Source organism: Citrobacter sedlakii (assembly GCF_018128425.1).
GTDB classification, from domain to species: domain Bacteria; phylum Pseudomonadota; class Gammaproteobacteria; order Enterobacterales; family Enterobacteriaceae; genus Citrobacter_A; species Citrobacter_A sedlakii.
Map to the genome: position 1 here is coordinate 1,215,689 of NZ_CP071070.1, position 16,667 is coordinate 1,232,355.

General features: G+C 52.8%; 17 protein-coding genes. 10 read left to right on the forward strand and 7 right to left on the reverse strand.

The genetic code is table 11. From position 1 onward, the window contains the following. Positions 1–53: 53 nt before the first annotated feature. A complete protein-coding gene (gene trxC / locus JY391_RS05730; protein ID WP_042291710.1) occupies positions 54–473 on the reverse strand; it encodes a thioredoxin TrxC in 420 nt (139 codons plus the stop codon). Between the two features lie 206 nt (positions 474–679). Between trxC and JY391_RS05735 the strand changes: the two genes are divergently transcribed. Continuing rightward, entirely contained in the window at positions 680–1,717 is a 1,038-nt protein-coding gene (locus tag JY391_RS05735; RefSeq protein ID WP_042291709.1) for a tRNA/rRNA methyltransferase, read from the forward strand. Between the two features lie 48 nt (positions 1,718–1,765). Here the strand turns inward: JY391_RS05735 and ung are convergent, their stop codons facing one another. Next, positions 1,766–2,455, reverse strand: coding sequence for a uracil-DNA glycosylase (ung, locus tag JY391_RS05740; protein WP_042291757.1), 690 nt, complete (start codon positions 2,453–2,455; stop codon positions 1,766–1,768). Positions 2,456–2,772: 317 nt separating this feature from the next. On the opposite strand from ung, the gene grcA reads away from it, so the two are divergent. Together grcA and JY391_RS05750 are read left to right on the forward strand one after the other, a co-directional pair. Beyond that, entirely contained in the window at positions 2,773–3,156 is a 384-nt protein-coding gene (gene grcA / locus JY391_RS05745) for an autonomous glycyl radical cofactor GrcA (protein WP_042291706.1), read from the forward strand. Positions 3,157–3,500: 344 nt separating this feature from the next. Then, the gene (locus JY391_RS05750; RefSeq protein WP_211935370.1) at positions 3,501–6,344 is read left to right on the forward strand and encodes an autotransporter outer membrane beta-barrel domain-containing protein; all 2,844 of its coding nucleotides are present in this window, start codon (positions 3,501–3,503) and stop codon (positions 6,342–6,344) included. A gap of 66 nt (positions 6,345–6,410) precedes the next feature. Here JY391_RS05750 and srmB read toward each other — a convergent pair whose 3' ends face one another. Then, the gene (gene srmB / locus JY391_RS05755; RefSeq protein WP_042291703.1) at positions 6,411–7,745 is read right to left on the reverse strand and encodes an ATP-dependent RNA helicase SrmB; all 1,335 of its coding nucleotides are present in this window, start codon (positions 7,743–7,745) and stop codon (positions 6,411–6,413) included. A 131-nt stretch (positions 7,746–7,876) separates the two neighbouring features. Here srmB and trmN point away from each other — a divergent pair, with 131 nt between their 5' ends. Then, positions 7,877–8,614, forward strand: coding sequence for a tRNA(1)(Val) (adenine(37)-N(6))-methyltransferase TrmN (gene trmN / locus JY391_RS05760; RefSeq protein WP_181822736.1), 738 nt, complete (start codon positions 7,877–7,879; stop codon positions 8,612–8,614). On the opposite strand, the gene nadB is transcribed toward trmN, so the two are convergent. Next, entirely contained in the window at positions 8,599–10,221 is a 1,623-nt protein-coding gene (nadB, locus tag JY391_RS05765; RefSeq protein ID WP_060570465.1) for an L-aspartate oxidase, read from the reverse strand. The genes trmN and nadB overlap by 16 nt on opposite strands. 272 nt (positions 10,222–10,493) lie before the next feature. Here nadB and rseD point away from each other — a divergent pair, with 272 nt between their 5' ends. The 6 genes from rseD to JY391_RS05795 all read left to right on the forward strand — a co-directional run bounded on the left by rseD (position 10,494) and on the right by JY391_RS05795 (position 14,983). Beyond that, positions 10,494–10,649, forward strand: coding sequence for a rpoE leader peptide RseD (rseD, locus tag JY391_RS05770; RefSeq protein ID WP_131729047.1), 156 nt, complete (start codon positions 10,494–10,496; stop codon positions 10,647–10,649). Beyond that, on the forward strand, positions 10,646–11,221 hold the full coding sequence (gene rpoE, locus JY391_RS05775) for an RNA polymerase sigma factor RpoE (protein ID WP_000003307.1): 576 nt from the start codon (positions 10,646–10,648) through the stop codon (positions 11,219–11,221). The genes rseD and rpoE overlap by 4 nt, the downstream gene beginning before the upstream one ends. 31 nt (positions 11,222–11,252) lie before the next feature. After that, positions 11,253–11,903 (forward strand): anti-sigma-E factor RseA, encoded by a 651-nt coding sequence (rseA, locus tag JY391_RS05780; RefSeq protein ID WP_060570467.1) that lies wholly within the window; start codon positions 11,253–11,255, stop codon positions 11,901–11,903. Beyond that, on the forward strand, positions 11,903–12,859 hold the full coding sequence (rseB, locus tag JY391_RS05785; RefSeq protein WP_042291691.1) for a sigma-E factor regulatory protein RseB: 957 nt from the start codon (positions 11,903–11,905) through the stop codon (positions 12,857–12,859). The genes rseA and rseB overlap by 1 nt, the downstream gene beginning before the upstream one ends. Then, positions 12,856–13,332, forward strand: coding sequence for a SoxR-reducing system protein RseC (gene rseC, locus JY391_RS05790; RefSeq protein WP_211935372.1), 477 nt, complete (start codon positions 12,856–12,858; stop codon positions 13,330–13,332). The genes rseB and rseC overlap by 4 nt, the downstream gene beginning before the upstream one ends. A 421-nt stretch (positions 13,333–13,753) precedes the next feature. Continuing rightward, positions 13,754–14,983: a tyrosine-type recombinase/integrase gene (locus JY391_RS05795; RefSeq protein WP_211935373.1), complete on the forward strand. Its 1,230-nt coding sequence runs from the start codon at positions 13,754–13,756 to the stop codon at positions 14,981–14,983. Here JY391_RS05795 and xis read toward each other — a convergent pair. The 3 genes from xis to JY391_RS05810 are packed head-to-tail and all read right to left on the reverse strand — an operon-like array spanning position 14,961 to position 16,664. Beyond that, positions 14,961–15,245, reverse strand: coding sequence for an excisionase Xis (gene xis, locus JY391_RS05800; protein ID WP_211935778.1), 285 nt, complete (start codon positions 15,243–15,245; stop codon positions 14,961–14,963). The genes JY391_RS05795 and xis overlap by 23 nt on opposite strands. A gap of 46 nt (positions 15,246–15,291) precedes the next feature. Then, positions 15,292–15,531 carry a DUF4060 family protein gene (locus JY391_RS05805; RefSeq protein WP_211935374.1) on the reverse strand — a complete coding sequence of 80 codons (240 nt, stop codon included), beginning with the start codon at positions 15,529–15,531 and terminating at the stop codon, positions 15,292–15,294. Between the two features lie 41 nt (positions 15,532–15,572). Next, positions 15,573–16,664 (reverse strand): RecT family recombinase, encoded by a 1,092-nt coding sequence (locus tag JY391_RS05810; protein ID WP_211935375.1) that lies wholly within the window; start codon positions 16,662–16,664, stop codon positions 15,573–15,575. Positions 16,665–16,667: the final 3 nt, after the last annotated feature.

Consider the following 16,667-nt stretch of genomic DNA (forward strand, 5'->3'; position numbering starts at 1 on the left):
AAACGCCATTGTCGCAGAGGTAAAAACGGGGCACAAGATGCGCCCCGACGAGATTACAGCGATTCGTTCAGCCAACTATCAAATGGCGCTTTTGGCACTGCGCCATTGAGCATATCCACAACCTGACCGTGCTTTAAGATCATAATGGTTGGAATGCTGCGAATGCCGAAGCGGGCGCTGAGTTCTCGCTCTGCTTCAGTATTTACTTTCACGAAACGCACTTTACCGCTGCGTTCTTCGGCGACGTCTTCAAAAATGGGGGCGAAGTTACGGCATGGGCCACACCACGGCGCCCAGAAGTCGATCACAACAGGCAGATCGTCCTTCAGCAGTTTATCCAGCGTTTCACCGGTCGCATTGATCACCTCTCCGTCAAACAGGTCGTGACCACAGCGTCCGCATTTTGCCGCATCCTCAACCCGATCGTCGGGAATGCGGTTGATGGCCTGGCAGCTGGTACAAACGGTATTCATAACTAACCTCTGGATGAGTAGGGATAATGAACGGCACGAACGCCGATATGTTTCCAATATGTTACATATTATCGACGAGACTGTTTTAAACAACAATGTGTTTTATTCAATGAGTACAATAGTCATAAGCTTTTAAATGAAATAATGGCTAACTCAGTGTACATCGGGTAATCTGCGCGCTTCGCGCAGCGCTGGTGGAGAAAAGCATGAACGATGAATTGAAAAACAAAAGCGGCAAGGTCAAAGTGATGTATGTCCGCAGTGATGATGATTCTGATAAACGTACCTATAACCCGCGAACCGGGAAAGGGGGCGGACGTCCAGGAAAATCTCGTGCTGACGGTGGCCGTCGCCCCGCCCGCGATGAACGACCCTCTCAGAACCGCGATCGCAAGCGTGAAGATTCGCCGTGGCGTACTGTGTCCCGGGCTCCCGGTGACGAGACGCCGGAAAAAGCCGATCACGGTGGGATCAGCGGTAAAAGTTTTATCGATCCTGAAGTGTTGCGTCGTCAGCGCGCGGAAGAGACCCGCGTTTACGGCGAAAATGCCTGCCAGGCTCTGTTCCAGAGCCGTCCGGAAGCCATTGTCCGCGCATGGTTCATTCAGAGCGTTACCCCTCGTTTTAAAGAAGCGCTACGCTGGATGGCGGCGAACCGCAAAGCGTATCACGTGGTAGATGAAGCGGAGCTGGCGAAAGCCTCGGGTACTGAACATCACGGCGGCGTTTGTTTCCTCATCAAAAAACGTAACGGCACCACCGTTAAACAATGGGTGAGTCAGGCGGGGGCGCAGGACTGCGTGCTGGCGCTGGAAAAAGAGTCTAACCCGCACAACCTGGGCGGCATGATGCGCAGTTGCGCCCATTTTGGCGTGAAGGCCGTCGTGGTGCAGGATGCAGCATTGCTGGAATCCGGTGCGGCAATTCGTACCGCAGAAGGCGGCGCGGAGCACGTGCAGCCAATCACCGGCGACAGTATTGTGAATGTGCTGGATGATTTCCGTCAGGCGGGGTACACCGTCGTGACCACCTCAAGCGAACAAGGTAAACCGTTGTTCAGCACTGCCTTGCCAGAAAAAGTGGTGCTTGTGCTGGGCCAGGAAGCAGATGGTCTGCCGGACGCTGCGCATGATGCCAGCGATTTGTGCGTGAAGATCGATGGTACCGGGAAGGTCGAAAGTCTGAACGTCTCAGTCGCGACTGGCGTACTGCTTGCCGAATGGTGGCGTCAGAATAAAGCGTAACGACACGTTGCCCGGCGGCAAGGGCTTGCCGGGCATGCATTCTCTGATTTACTCGCTCTCTGCCGGTAATACCGGCATCCAGTCAACAGGCTTCTCGCCACGCTGCTCCAGCCATTGATTCGCCAGAACAAAATGATTGCAGCCAAAAAATCCGCGATGCGCCGACAGCGGAGACGGGTGGGGCGCTTTCAGCACATGATGACGTTGCTTATCAATAATTGCCCCTTTTTTCTGGGCGTGCGATCCCCAGAGCAGGAACACCACTCCTTCACGATGCTGGTTGATCAGTGCGATCACTTTATCGGTGAAGGTTTCCCATCCAAGACTGGCGTGTGAATGCGCCTGGCCGGCCCGAACGGTTAATACCGTATTGAGCAACAGCACGCCCTGACGCGCCCAGCTTTCAAGATAACCGTGTGAGGGGCGGGTAAAACCCGGGATCGAGCCTTCCAGCTCTTTATACATATTCACCAGCGACGGCGGCGGCGCAATGCCCGGACGAACGGAAAACGCCAGCCCGTGCGCCTGGCCGGGGCCGTGATAGGGATCCTGTCCGAGAATAACGACTTTTACCTCGCCCAGTTCGGTGAAGCGAAACGCGTTAAATACATCTTTTTGCGGCGGATAAATCGTCATTCCTGACTGTCGTTCTGCAGCAACGGTGTGTAGCGTATTCACAAAATAGGGCTGCTGTTTCTCTTCAGCCAGCACATCGTGCCAGGTTAATTCGGTGGCCATCTCGCTCTCCTGCGAATTTTCAATCAACATAGCTTAACTGCTTCTTTGCATGGCGCAAACTGCTGTCGCCCGGCAGCGTGCGCTATGCCTCTAATAAAGTTGAAAATTTATGTAAAAAGTTTATGCCTGGGTCAGGCGTAAGTTGATGTAAAACAATAAATTCATCGTATCACCACTTTTGCGGTGTGGTTTTTGTTGATTTAAATCAAAGAATCAAGGGTGTCAGGGGGGTATATATACACTCAAGCAACAATGGTTTTACCAATTGGCCGCGAGACGGCCAACCCTAATCAAATAATTTGCCGGGGAGGCATCACATGATTACAGGTATCCAGATTACTAAAGCCGCTAACGATGACCTGCTGAATTCCTTCTGGTTGCTGGACAGCGAAAAAGGCGAAGCACGCTGCATCGTTGCAAAAGCAGGTTTTGCCGAAGACGAAGTGGTTGCAGTAAACAAACTGGGCGACATTGAATATCGCGAAATTCCGATGGAAGTGAAACCGGAAGTGCGTGTGGAAGGGGGCCAGCACCTGAACGTTAACGTACTGCGTCGCGAAACGCTGGAAGATGCGGTTAAGCATCCGGAAAAATACCCGCAACTGACCATCCGTGTTTCCGGTTACGCCGTGCGTTTCAACTCTCTGACGCCGGAACAGCAGCGCGACGTTATCGCTCGTACCTTTACTGAAAGTCTGTAAGCACACTGCTCAGACTGATTCATCAACCCCGGTGGCACGCGCTGCGACCGGGGTTTTTTATTGTTTGCATTAATCACCGGCGTGATTAAAAGTTTGGCGATAATTAAACTTATATTATTCCTCTTCATTCAACACATATATCAGCGACGTTATTTTTCGCGCTGGTAAGTATAGTTTTGTCAGTTTTTTCGTGGTTTAGGTTTGGTTTAAATAAACATGCGGGAAAACGGCTATTATCCGCGCAATTAAGAAATACCCTCCGTTCAACTCTACTTCAATTTTCTGTCTGCTTTAGTCGGACAACGTTATTTCTATAAATTTGTAATAATATCTTTGGGAAAAATATGAGACGCAATAAGGTCGCCTTTTTTTGCCTGACGGCTATATACGGTACAGCGTTTAACGCCAGTGCTGAATATCTTCAGGACGGTCTGAAGGTTTCTACAGAAGATGTTTCACTGAATGACAGCGGCAAAATTATTAATACGTCCGTTTCTAAATCGAAGACGTTAACGCTTGGCGGTGCTATTCAGGCAGAATCCACTCTGCTTGATGTCGGTAATCTGACTGCCGGAGACCGTGTCTCCTTAGCAGACACGACATTGAAGGGGCGCAGTCTCCTGACGCTGAACGATAATACTCTTGCAAATAATACTGTGCTGCAAGGAACCAGCACGACTGTCATTCTAAACAATAACGCGACGGCGACGAATACCACGTTAAACGGCATCAGTTATTTAAATGTTAACGATAATGCGTCAATAAGTAATACTATTATTAATGATAACAGTACAGTGACCTTATCGGGTAAGGCGACGGCGGAATATACCACAACGCATCGTAATATGACGTTAAACGATCATGCCACAGCCACTCACACGCATGTTAAACAACATGGACGGCTTTATCTCAATGGCGATGCCTCGGCCACTGATACGCTTGTTGATGATGGTGGGTATATTTACACCTACGATAATAGCCAGATAAGTAATACCGTATTAAATGGTACATCGTTATTAACGATGTATGGGAATTCTTATGGTGTCGATACAGTTGTAAATAAAGATAGCAAAATTTTTATCAGAGAGCATTCGCTTCTGGAGAACACCACGGTCACGAACGGGGGATATTTGGGTTTTCATGACAATGCCTCGACCCGAAACACGCGGGTGCAATCTGGCGGGAATATGAATATCTCTGCTTCCGGTTCAGCAGAAGACACTTACGTTGAGCAGGGCGGACGTTTAAATATGAACTCAACGGCCAGCGCCAGCAAGACAGTCATTAATGGCGGCACGATGCTGATGAGTATGAATGCGGTGGCCAGCGATACGCAAATCGCCGGTAGCGGTACGCTGGATATCAAAGGCAATGCTGCCTTAACGGATACCACGCTGTTTGATACCGCTGCGCTAACCATGACTGAAAACACCGTGGCGAACGGGACGACGCTCAACGGTACGAGCACGATGAGGCTTTCCGGCGCAGCGAGCGCGCGGAACGCCACCCTCAATGACGCAAGTGTGATGACTCTGGCAAGCGGTACCACCGCGCACGACACGGTAGTTAACAGCGGAGCATTTCAGCTGTATACCTCCGCACGGGCGACGGGGAGTACGGTTGTCAACGGGGCTGGCGAGATGATTATGGAAGCCGGTGCATATGCCAGCGACCTGACGCTGAAAGGCGGTACTCTGTCGATTACTGACTTAAACGACAATACCACCAGTGTGCTGCCTGCCCGAATCGATACGCTGTCGTCGGAGCGAGGGATCGTCTCGTTTCTCCGTGACAGCGATGGCGATTATGCGGCGTTATCGATCGGTTCGCTGAGCGGGACAGGATCGTTTCTGTTTAATACGTCATTGGCGGAACGTAACGGGAACTTTGTCACTATTGATAATGGCGTTGGCCAGTTCAATATCATCGTCCATGACTCAGGCCGGGAAATTGCCGATCCAGACAATCTGACCGTCAACCTGGTGAATGATAAAGAGGGCAATATTGACTTCACGCTGGTCAGCGCTGCACAACGTCGTGTCGCAATGCTGGATGCGGGGGTGTACATGTACTCGCTTTATCACCAGCAAGGTAAAGATCAACTGGAGGGTAACATCTGGTATCTGGGCCTGGCGAACGGAAATACCGTGCAGCCGGAACCTGAAGAACCGGAGCCGGAAGAACCAGGCACAGAGCAACCGGGTACAGAAATTCCTGGTACTGGCGGTGGAGAGCAGCCCGATACCGGTGGTAATGGCGGTAACGAAAATAAACTGACCACGCCGTCAACGGATGCGATCCTCAACATGGCGTCGGCAATCACGCGCGTGGTGAATGCTGAACTGGATGGCTTCCGTGCCTGGCGCTCAACGCTTTCGGCGGATAATCTTCCGGAAAAAAGTGTATGGGGGCATTACACCGGCAGCAACAGCCGCGTTCACAGTAGCAATGGCGCGGCGTATCGGCTGGAGCAAAACGGCATTGAAATCGGTGCGGATAAGACCACACGATTTGAGCGTGGAAACCTGCTAACCGGCGTCTGGATGTCCAGCTCTGCGAATGAGGTAAGACATGCGCGAGGTGGGAAAAGTACCCTGAATAGCTACGGTCTGGGCGCGTATGCCACGTGGTTCGATCGCTCCGGGATTTACGTTGATGGCGTAATGAAAGGCAACCGTCTGAACAGCGACCTGAAGGCGAAAATGACCAACGGAGGTTACACCCGGGGCGACTGGCATCAGTATGCGCTGAGCGGCGTGGTGGAAAGCGGTTATCGTCATTGGCTGACGGCACAAACTTATGCCGAGCCGTATGTCCGTACCAGTGCCGTTCAGGCAAACCGGGCCAACATCACGCTCAGCAATGGCATGAAAGCGGACACCGGCAAGCCCCGTTCGCTGATTGCGGAAGCCGGTACGCGCGTCGGTAGCCAGTTCACACTGGGGCGCGCGGAAGTGAAGCCTTACTTCCATGCGGCAGTGGTTCAGGAAACCGCGAAGTCAAACGAAGTCGCCATTAACGGCATACGCTTTGATAATAATGTGAAGGGGGCGTCTGGACGCTATGGCGCGGGAGCGTCGCTGGAACTGGCGGAAAATACCACGTTCTATGGCGAGGTTAGTTACCGTCAAGGGCGATATATCGAAGAACCGGTACAGGGCGTACTGGGACTGAAAATGCACTTCTGATGGCAACGCAGAGAATAAAAAGCCGGCGCAAATGCCGGCTTTTATCATTAGAAAGAAACGGCGTTTTTATTCTTCGCCAGACTGCTGCGCGACGTCGCTAGCGCTCGGTTTACGGCGCTTACCAATATTTTTGGTATCACGGTGACGTTTTTTCACCCGCGGCTTCTCTTTTTCCTTCTCTTTTTTCTTCTCTGCGCGTTTGGCGAGCACTTTTTTGGACGGTTTCCCGGTCATTTTTTCACTGGGCGCTCGCGTGGTCGGGCGGAGTTCATCAATCACGCGTGATTTTAGCGGTTCCTCAATGTAACGACCGATTTTCAGCAGCAGCAGATGATCGTGCGCTTCAACCAGTGAAATGGCTGTGCCTTTACGCCCTGCGCGACCTGTACGACCGATACGGTGCAGATAGGTATCCCCGCTGCGCGGCATGTCGAAGTTAATCACGTGACTCACGTCAGGAATATCAATCCCGCGCGCCGCAACGTCGGTGGCGACCAGCACATTCACGCGACCGTCGGTAAGACGTTTGATGCCTTCGTTACGTTTGATCTGCGCCATCTCGCCTTCCAGATAGCAGTTGTTAATGCCTGCCAGACGCAGTTGCTCTGCCAGTTCATGAACACGCTCACGCTTACGCACGAACACGATGGTGCGGGTCGCGTCTTCCTGCTTCAACAAGTGCTTCAGTAGTTCGAATTTATGCTCGTAGTTATCGGCACGGTAGTACCACTGATGAATCTTTTTACGCTCACGCGTGGACGGAGTGGCAGACACTTCAACCGGTTCTTCCAGCAGACGCTCGGCAAAGTCTTTGATCGCCTCGCCTTCGAGGGTCGCGGAAAACAGCATCGTCTGCTTACGCCAGCGCGTTTCTCCGGCAATGTGCTCAATATCCTGAGCAAAACCCATGTCCAGCATGCGATCCGCTTCGTCAAGGATCAAGGTTTCTACCGCGCGGCAGTCAAAGTTCTCTTCTTTTATATACTGCATCAGGCGACCAGTGGTCGCGACCACGATATCCTGGTTTTCGCTGAACACTTCCGCGTGGTTCATGTACGCGACGCCACCGGTAATGGTCGCAATATCCAGATGGGTATGCTTTGCCAACTCGCGAGCGTGATCGGCGACCTGCATTGCCAGTTCGCGCGTCGGCGTAAGGATCAGGATACGCGGCGGGCCGGATTTCTTACGCGGGAAGTCGAGCAGGTGCTGCAACGCTGGCAGCAGATATGCCGCCGTTTTACCGGTGCCTGTCGGCGCAGAACCGAGCACATCACGGCCATCGAGCGCAGGCGGAATGGCGGCAGCCTGAATGGCGGTCGGGCGAGTGAAGCCTTTTTCCTGGAGGGCATCCAGCAGGCTTTCGTCGAGTTCAAGTTCGGAAAAAGTCGTTACAGTCATGTTCTACCTCTGTGTGGGGCGCTGATTATAGACGTTACGGCTGTAATCTTCATCTGTTTGTATGGATATCGCTTCTCAGGTATTGTTTTTACCCGGCGCTGTCGCCGTTTTTTCTGCAAGGTTTGTTATTCATGTCCCAGTCTACATCCGTTCTTCGTCGTAATGGATTTACCTTTAAACAGTTTTTTGTCGCTCACGATCGCTGTGCAATGAAAGTCGGGACGGATGGTATTTTACTTGGCGCATGGGCGCCAGTGGCCGGGGTAAAGCGGATCCTGGATATCGGTACGGGCAGCGGTCTGCTGGCTCTGATGCTCGCCCAACGTACCGATGAAAGCGTCACGGTCGACGCGGTTGAACTGGATGTAGATGCCGCCGAACAGGCGCAGGAGAATATTCTGCAGTCGCCATGGGCCGGACGGCTGACCCTACACCAGGAAGACGTTCAGGGCTGGGCCTCCCGGCAAACCGTTAAGTTTGATTTGATCGTCAGTAACCCGCCTTATTACGAGCAGGGCGTCGACTGTGCGACGCCGCAGCGGGAACGGGCGCGTTATACCACGACGCTGGATCACCCGGCGCTGCTAGCCTGCGCGGCGGAGCTGATTACGGAAGAAGGTTTTCTCTGCGTCGTCCTGCCGGAAAAGACCGGCAGCCTTTTTACGCAGCAGGCGCATGACATGGGCTGGCATTTAAGGCTCAGGACCGACGTTGCGGAAAATGAAGCGCGTTTACCGCATCGGGTTCTGTTGGCTTTTTCACCAAAACAGGGAGAATGCTTTAGCGACAGGCTGGTGATACGCGGGCCAGACCAGCGTTACTCAGAAGGTTACACGGCGCTGACCCAGGCGTTTTATTTGTTTATGTGAGTATGTAGTGGCGACAGTACCGACGGTCCGGAAACGGCCAGCAGATCCGGATAATCAAGCGTATAGTGCAAACCGCGGCTCTCTTTGCGCATCATTGCGCAGCGTACGATCAATTCGGCGACCTGCACCAGATTACGCAGCTCCAGCAAATTATTCGACACGCGGAAGTTGGCGTAATACTCGTCGATCTCCTGCTGCAACATGGTAATACGCCGCAGGGCGCGCTCCAGGCGTCGGGTGGTTCGCACGATGCCGACGTAGTCCCACATAAACAGGCGCAGCTCGTGCCAGTTATGCTGGATAACGACAAGTTCATCGGGATTTTCTACACGGCTTTCATCCCAGGCGGGAAGGGCGCTTACGCCACGGGCGTATGGCATGCGTCTGTCGATATCTTCTGCCGCCGACCAACCGTAAACCAGGCATTCTAGCAACGAATTCGACGCCATACGGTTAGCGCCGTGCAGGCCGGTATAGCTCACTTCCCCAATGGCGTACAGGCCATCAACGTCGGTGCGTCCATAATCATCCACCATCACGCCGCCGCAGGTATAATGCGCAGCAGGCACCACCGGCACCGGATCTTTTGTCAGATCAATGCCCAACCCCAGCAGCTTTTCATAGATCATCGGAAAGTGCTGGCGGACAAACGCCTCAGGCTTATGGCTGATGTCGAGAAACATACAGTCCGCTCCCAGACGCTTCATTTCATGATCGATCGCGCGGGCGACAATATCCCGCGGCGCCAGCTCGCCGCGCTCATCGAAATCCGGCATAAAGCGCGTGCCGTCGGGACGTTTAAGATGCGCGCCTTCGCCACGCAGCGCTTCGGTAAGCAGGAAATTTCGCGCCTGTGGGTGATACAGGGCGGTAGGATGAAACTGGTTGAATTCAAGATTAGCGACGCGGCAGCCCGCGCGCCAGGCCATCGCAATCCCGTCACCCGAGGAAATGTCCGGATTCGTCGTGTACTGATACACCTTCGACGCCCCGCCGGTAGCCAACACTACCGACTTCGCATGGCAGGTCTCCACGCTTTCCTTATTACGGTTCCAGATCCAGGCGCCGACCACCCGGCGCGTGCCCGGCAGGCCGATTTTATCGGAAATAATTAAATCGACAGCATTGCTGCGCTCAAGCACGCGGATGTTGGGATGGTTCTGCGCCTGACTGACCAGCGTGGTTTCGACCTCTTTACCGGTAGCGTCCGCAGCATGGAGGATGCGACGATGACTGTGACCGCCTTCACGGGTTAAATGATAGCTTTCCTGACCGTCAGGCTGGATTTGCGTATCAAACAGCACACCCTGATCGATTAGCCACTGAACGCAGGCGCGGGCATTGCTGGCGACAAATTCTACCGCGTGGCGATCGCATATACCGGCGCCGGCGATAAGCGTATCTTCCACATGGGAATCGATGCTGTCGGTTTCATCGAAAACGGCGGCAATTCCTCCCTGCGCATAGAAGGTGGACCCTTCGCTAACCGGGCCTTTGCTCAGGACAATGACCTGATGCTTCTCTGCAAGACGCAGCGCCAGCGAGAGGCCGGCAGCGCCGCTACCAATAATTAACACGTCACAAGAAAGTTCAGGAGTGGTTTTCATGATCTTTGTTTAATTTACTAAACAGTGTCTGGCGAGCATAGCATCATAACCTGCGTTTCAGCACGTTTTATTTTCAGTTCCGTTGAGCTGGCTAAACAGAAGTCGGGATTGCAAGGAAATGTCTGGTTAAGGATATATTTTGCGTAGCGGGCCGTAAGCGCCAGATTAGAGGATGAAATAAAGTAGCTGTTGGGGTACTCTGCAACCGGTTTATGGGCATTTCTTATGAGATAGTGCATTGTTCAGACTCGGTAGACTTATAATGAGAGATAATGACCGTCTACAACTTGACACTCAAAAAACAGATGCGTAACGGAACTTTACAAAAACGAGACACTCTAACCTGTTGCTTGCTCACAGTGCAGCTAATGGAGTGGCGTTTCGCGAACGCGTGGAAATTTGGTTTGGGGAGACTTTACCTCGGATGAGCGAGCAGTTAACGGACCAGGTCCTGGTAGAACGGGTCCAGAAGGGAGATCAGAAAGCCTTTAACTTACTGGTAGTGCGCTACCAGCATAAAGTGGCGAGTCTGGTTTCCCGCTATGTGCCGTCGGGTGACGTTCCTGATGTGGTGCAAGAGTCATTTATCAAAGCCTATCGTGCGCTGGATTCATTCCGGGGAGATAGCGCTTTTTATACCTGGCTGTATCGTATTGCCGTTAATACGGCGAAGAATTACCTGGTGGCTCAGGGCCGTCGTCCACCATCCAGTGATGTGGATGCGATTGAAGCAGAAAACTTCGAAAGTGGCGGTGCGCTGAAAGAAATTTCGAACCCTGAGAACTTAATGTTGTCAGAAGAACTGAGACAGATAGTTTTCCGTACTATCGAGTCCCTCCCGGAAGATTTACGTATGGCAATCACCTTACGGGAGCTGGATGGCCTGAGCTATGAAGAAATCGCGGCCATCATGGATTGTCCAGTGGGTACGGTGCGTTCACGTATCTTCAGGGCGCGGGAAGCTATTGATAATAAAGTTCAACCGCTTATCAGGCGTTGACGATAGCGGGATACTGGAAAAGGTATTAGGCATGCAGAAAGAAAAACTTTCCGCTTTAATGGATGGCGAAACGCTGGACAGTGAGCTGCTCAAAGAACTGGCTCACGACCCGGAAATGCAAAAAACCTGGGAAGGCTACCACCTGATCCGCGATTCTATGCGGGGTGACACGCCTGACGTGCTTCATTTCGATATTTCCGCTCGCGTTATGGCCGCCATTGAAGATGAGCCGGTACGCCAGACGGCGCCATTAATTCCAGAGGCCCAGCCCGCACCGCACCAGTGGCAAAAAATGCCGTTCTGGAAAAAAATGCGCCCGTGGGCAGCGCAACTTACCCAAATGGGGGTCGCTGCATGCGTATCGCTTGCAGTTATTGTTGGCGTCCAGCACTATAATGGGCAATCTGAAACGTCCCAGCAGCCCGAAACGCCAGTGTTTAACACACTGCCGATGATGGGCAAAGCCAGCCCGGTTAGCCTGGGAGTACCTTCTGACGCGACCGCAAACGGTGGTCAACAGCAGCAGGTACAGGAGCAGCGTCGTCGAATTAATGCCATGTTGCAGGATTACGAACTGCAACGTCGACTGCACTCCGAACAGCTTCAGTTTGAGCAGGCGCAAACACAGCAAGCCGCTGTTCAGGTGCCAGGAATTCAAACTCTAGGAACGCAATCGCAGTAATGAAGCAACTTTGGTTTGCCATGTCACTTGTGGCGGGTAGCCTGTTCTTTTCTGTAAACGCCTCGGCCAATGCTGCGTCCGGGGCGTTATTGCAGCAGATGAATCTGGCCAGCCAGTCACTCACTTACGAGCTGTCGTTCGTCAGCATCACAAAACAAGGCGTAGAGTCTTTACGCTATCGCCACGCGCGTCTGGACAACCGCCCGCTTGCCCAACTGCTGCAAATGGACGGCCCTCGCCGCGAAGTTGTCCAGCGTGGAAACGAAATCAGCTATTTCGAACCCGGACTTGAGCCGTTCACCCTGAACGGCGACTATATTGTTGATTCTCTGCCATCGCTTATCTATACCGACTTCAAGCGCCTTGCCCCGTACTACGACTTCATTTCCGTGGGCAGAACCCGTATCGCCGATCGCCTGTGCGAAGTGATTCGCGTTGTCGCGCGTGACGGCACCCGTTATAGCTATATCGTCTGGATGGATACTGAAACCAAGCTGCCGATGCGTGTCGATCTGCTTGACCGTGATGGCGAAACGTTAGAACAATTTCGGGTAATCGCTTTCACCGTTAATCAGGACGTGGGAAACAGCATGCAGATGCTGGCGAAAGCCAACCTGCCGCCGTTGCTCTCCGTTCCGGCCGGTGAAAAAGCGAAATTCAACTGGAGTCCAACCTGGCTGCCGAAGGGCTTTAGCGAGGTGTCCAGCGGTCGCCGACCGTTGCCGACGATGGACAACATGCCGATTGAATCGCGTCTTTATTCGGACGGTTTGTTCAGCTTCTCTGTCAACGTCAACCGGGCGACGCCAACCAGTACCGATCAGATGCTGCGAACCGGTCGCCGGACCGTCAGCACCAGCGTGCGTGATAACGCCGAAATCACCATTGTGGGTGAACTGCCGCCGCAAACGGCGAAGCGAATTGCCGACACCATTAAGTTTGGGGTGATGCAATGATCAAAGAGTGGGCTACCGTCGTCTCCTGGCAAGATGGTCAGGCGCTGGTAAGCTGCGACGTGAAAGCATCCTGCAACAGCTGCGCGTCACGCGCCGGGTGCGGCAGCCGCGTACTTAATAAGCTGGGGCCGCAGACGACGCACACGCTCGTTGTGCCCAGCGCCACGCCGCTGGAACCCGGCCAGAAAGTGGAACTGGGCATTGCTGAAGCCAGCTTGCTTGGCTCTGCCGTCCTGGTGTATATGACGCCGCTGGTGGGGCTGTTTTTGTTCGCTTCCCTTTTTCAGGCGCTGTTTGGTTCCGATCTCGCTGCGCTAAGCGGCGCGGTACTCGGTGGCGTCGGCGGGTTTTTGATTGCGCGAGGCTTTTCCCGTCAGCTTGCTGAACGTGAATCCTGGCAGCCGGTCATTCTGAATGTCGCGCTCCCGCCTGGCCTTGTTCGCGTCGATGCCACATCATCAGAAAGTCGCTAATCCTGTCTCTGCCGGAGGGCGGCTTCCCGTTCCCGCTATCCTTACTCTATGAACATTTCCTCGCCTCACCGTTGTAGTGTAGAATGCGGCGTTTCAGTTAAACAGACGTTAAGCTCAGAACAGCGACTTCTCAAAGCCTGCCACGGCGGGCGTTAAGGCACAATAATTACTCTATATGAAGAACATACGTAACTTTTCGATCATTGCTCACATCGATAATTGATACCCCGACACCCTCCGCAAACCTCCGACAAATATCCTTCTAAACCCCCATAAAATAAGCTTTCACAAAAATAATACTGGTTGCATGTACAGTCAACCTGCGACATCATAAGTCATGGTTTTTGTGTCCACCAGTGCGTCCATACTCTATGATGGACACGGAACCGGTCGTTCTGATGGACACACGCAGGGACAAATCATGGCTATTTCAGATAGTTATCTCAAGTCGTGCCTTGGGCGCGAACGAGACAAAGTTGAGGAGAAGGCAGACCGGGACGGTCTGTGGGTGCGCATTTCCAAAAAGGGCGCCGTCACCTTTTTCTACCGATTCCGCTTCTTGGGCAAGCAGGACAAGATGACGATCGGCAGCTACCCGGAATTCGGGTTGAAAGCCGCTCGCGACGAAGTGACGAAGTGGGCCGCTATTCTTGCCCGCGGCGAGAATCCGCGCATCAGGCAAAATCTCGACAAAGCCAAAATTAACAGTCAGTACACATTCGAGGAGCTTTTCCGCGAATGGCATTCTATGGTCTGCATTCAGAAAGAGACCTCCGGGCAAATCCTGCGTACGTTCGAGCTACACGTCTTCCCTAAGCTCGGGAAATATCCGGCGCATCAGCTGACGCTTCACAACTGGCTTACGGTTCTGGACCGGCTGGCGCAAGGGTACAGCGAGATCACCCGGCGCGTAATAAGTAACGGTCGGCAGTGCTATTCGTGGGCGGTTAAACGCCAGTTGCTGGAGGTTAACCCACTGTCTGAAATGTCTGGTCGTGATTTCGGCATCCAGAAACAAATGGGCGAGCGAACACTGGACCGCAAAGAACTGGCGATTGTCTGGCGAGCCATTGAGGATTCCCGGCTCATTGAGCGAAACAAGATCCTCTATAAATTGTCACTGATATGGGCGTGCAGGGTCGGCGAACTCCGGCAGGCTGAAGTCGCACATTTTGATTTTGAAGAAGGGATCTGGACTGTTCCATGGGAAAACCATAAGACAGGGCGGAAGAGTAAGAAACCGATAATCCGTCCTATCATCCCTGAAATGCTCCCCTTGATAAAGCGGGCGATCGAGCTGGCGCCGGGGCGCTTTGTTTTCTCGAAATATGAAGACAAACCGATGAGCGAAGGTTTTCATATGAGCATCAGCAGCAACCTGGTTAAGTTCATGTTGAAGGCGTATAACGAGCAGGTTCCGCACTTCACTATTCACGATTTGCGCAGGACTGCGCGCACCAATTTTTCTGACCTGACAGAGCCACATATCGCAGAGATCATGTTGGGGCACAAGTTGCCGGGAGTATGGTCTGTCTATGACAAGTATTCGTATGTAGAGGAAATGCGGGAGGCTTACAGTAAGTGGTGGGCTCGACTGATGAGCATCATCGAGCCCGACGTATTGGAATTCACGCCACGTCAGACCGGATAATCCGTCCCTTGCTGTCGCGGGGCAGATTCAGGTGAGACATTGGACGCCGTACTGGACGTGACATTTCTCTCACTTGCCACTCCTGCACTTTGGCTTTGAGCCACTTATTAGATCCGCCCATGTAGGAGCAGTCCGGCGGCGGGAACGGGTTGCTGTCGCTCGGTCGCTTACGATAACGCTCCAGTGTTCTGGCGGAGATCCGCAACTGGCAGCAAATTTCGCGGGTGCTCATCAGATCGAAGTCTTCAATTTTTTCGCTCATCATCTCTCCAGTGGCCCCGACCGGGGCCGTTATTGATTATTCGTTATCAGTTAAACCGACCAGGTAGTGTTCTCAGACGGCGCATGCCAGTCATAGCGGTTGCCACATAACTCTTATGACGGTTGACCACTTCTACCCAGATCTTCACGCCGTCCACGTTCACTGTGTATGTTTCCTTCCTGTCGTTGCGACCATAGTCACCGTATCGTTCAACATGCTTTGCCAGCGCTGCATCACATGCCCGGCGGCCCAGCGGCGATTGCTTACTGCGATTAATAAGGCGCATAAACCCCCCTGTGAGGGAGGGCGTTACCCCTCCCTATTCAATTAGCCCATGTATTCCGGTTTCATGTCGTCAAGAGTTATGCGGTACTTATCGTGCAACTCATCGCCAAGATGTCGTTTCGCTGCGGAGAGTTTTTTCTCTACCACTTCAAAGCATGCTGCAGCGTCTGGTGCGCCAGGCTGTGGCAAACTGTTGATTGCTTCATCAAGCATGGCGCGATGCTTAACCAGGTGATAACGGCGGGTAGCTTTATTTTTCAACTCCGTGAACAATGCCGTTCCCAGCGCTGGTTTCGCTGAGTTGATATCGTTTCCTACAGCAGTTGCATCTTCTAACGTCTCAGCAGATTCAATGCGGCTACGGAATTTCTCGGCCATATCATCTGTGTTTACATCTGCCTTCTGAGCGCTGGTGGCTTGGGTATTTTCAGAATTTATCTCCTGCATCGTGATGCTTTGAGCCACCTGCGTTGGGTTGATAATTTTCTCTTCCCGCTCTTCGAGTTCGTCTGGCGTATAGACGCCAAGAATGACGTCAGGGCAATACAGTCGTGACCAGCGTTTTGCGCCCAGGTAGGCAAGCTGTTGTCGCGGATCGCTGGCCCAAAGGGTGGAGTTTCTGACCTGTGCCTGAGAAAGCATAAGGACCAGTTCACGAGGCTCGTTTTCACCTTTCAGCGTTGCCCATACGCGAATACCGACACCAGCCTCATCAGCCATGCTCCAGCCTGGAGCGATGTATTTATTTCCCTTCTGGCTGGTTTTTTCCACGAACCGACCAACGATTCTTTCCCAAGGGCCAAACCATTCGTAATGCAGCCGATCTTTGGTTGGCGCCATGCTGTTAATCACTGAAGTGACGAGCTGGGCTTCATATCCGAGAACACCGGAATTACCTACAATGTGAGTTTTCTGAGCTACGGCGAACGGATCCATGCCCCAGCGTGCAGCTTGCATTACAACGGCCATGCATGCATCTGGCTTTCCACGGAAGTGATCCGGAACGAAATTACCGCTATTTGCCATGACCTCTGATAGTGTACGCAGACGATTGAACAGTTCACCGTTCGTTAGGATAGAAACGTTATCGATTTTCTGAGTCTGGTTTTCAGCTGTGGTGATTGAAGTAGACATCTG

What these genes read in the sequence shown, in the direction of transcription:
- JY391_RS05805 (WP_211935374.1), bottom strand. Translation starts at nt 15,531, where the DNA reads ATGCGCCTTATTAATCGCAGTAAGCAATCGCCGCTGGGCCGCCGGGCA.
- rseB (WP_042291691.1), top strand. Translation starts at nt 11,903, where the DNA reads ATGAAGCAACTTTGGTTTGCCATGTCACTTGTGGCGGGTAGCCTGTTC.
- nadB (WP_060570465.1), bottom strand. Translation starts at nt 10,221, where the DNA reads ATGAAAACCACTCCTGAACTTTCTTGTGACGTGTTAATTATTGGTAGC.
- trxC (WP_042291710.1), bottom strand. Translation starts at nt 473, where the DNA reads ATGAATACCGTTTGTACCAGCTGCCAGGCCATCAACCGCATTCCCGAC.
- rpoE (WP_000003307.1), top strand. Translation starts at nt 10,646, where the DNA reads ATGAGCGAGCAGTTAACGGACCAGGTCCTGGTAGAACGGGTCCAGAAG.
- xis (WP_211935778.1), bottom strand. Translation starts at nt 15,245, where the DNA reads ATGAGCGAAAAAATTGAAGACTTCGATCTGATGAGCACCCGCGAAATT.
- rseC (WP_211935372.1), top strand. Translation starts at nt 12,856, where the DNA reads ATGATCAAAGAGTGGGCTACCGTCGTCTCCTGGCAAGATGGTCAGGCG.
- JY391_RS05810 (WP_211935375.1), bottom strand. Translation starts at nt 16,664, where the DNA reads ATGTCTACTTCAATCACCACAGCTGAAAACCAGACTCAGAAAATCGAT.
- ung (WP_042291757.1), bottom strand. Translation starts at nt 2,455, where the DNA reads ATGGCCACCGAATTAACCTGGCACGATGTGCTGGCTGAAGAGAAACAG.
- JY391_RS05735 (WP_042291709.1), top strand. Translation starts at nt 680, where the DNA reads ATGAACGATGAATTGAAAAACAAAAGCGGCAAGGTCAAAGTGATGTAT.
- JY391_RS05795 (WP_211935373.1), top strand. Translation starts at nt 13,754, where the DNA reads ATGGCTATTTCAGATAGTTATCTCAAGTCGTGCCTTGGGCGCGAACGA.
- rseD (WP_131729047.1), top strand. Translation starts at nt 10,494, where the DNA reads ATGACCGTCTACAACTTGACACTCAAAAAACAGATGCGTAACGGAACT.
- JY391_RS05750 (WP_211935370.1), top strand. Translation starts at nt 3,501, where the DNA reads ATGAGACGCAATAAGGTCGCCTTTTTTTGCCTGACGGCTATATACGGT.
- grcA (WP_042291706.1), top strand. Translation starts at nt 2,773, where the DNA reads ATGATTACAGGTATCCAGATTACTAAAGCCGCTAACGATGACCTGCTG.
- rseA (WP_060570467.1), top strand. Translation starts at nt 11,253, where the DNA reads ATGCAGAAAGAAAAACTTTCCGCTTTAATGGATGGCGAAACGCTGGAC.
- trmN (WP_181822736.1), top strand. Translation starts at nt 7,877, where the DNA reads ATGTCCCAGTCTACATCCGTTCTTCGTCGTAATGGATTTACCTTTAAA.
- srmB (WP_042291703.1), bottom strand. Translation starts at nt 7,745, where the DNA reads ATGACTGTAACGACTTTTTCCGAACTTGAACTCGACGAAAGCCTGCTG.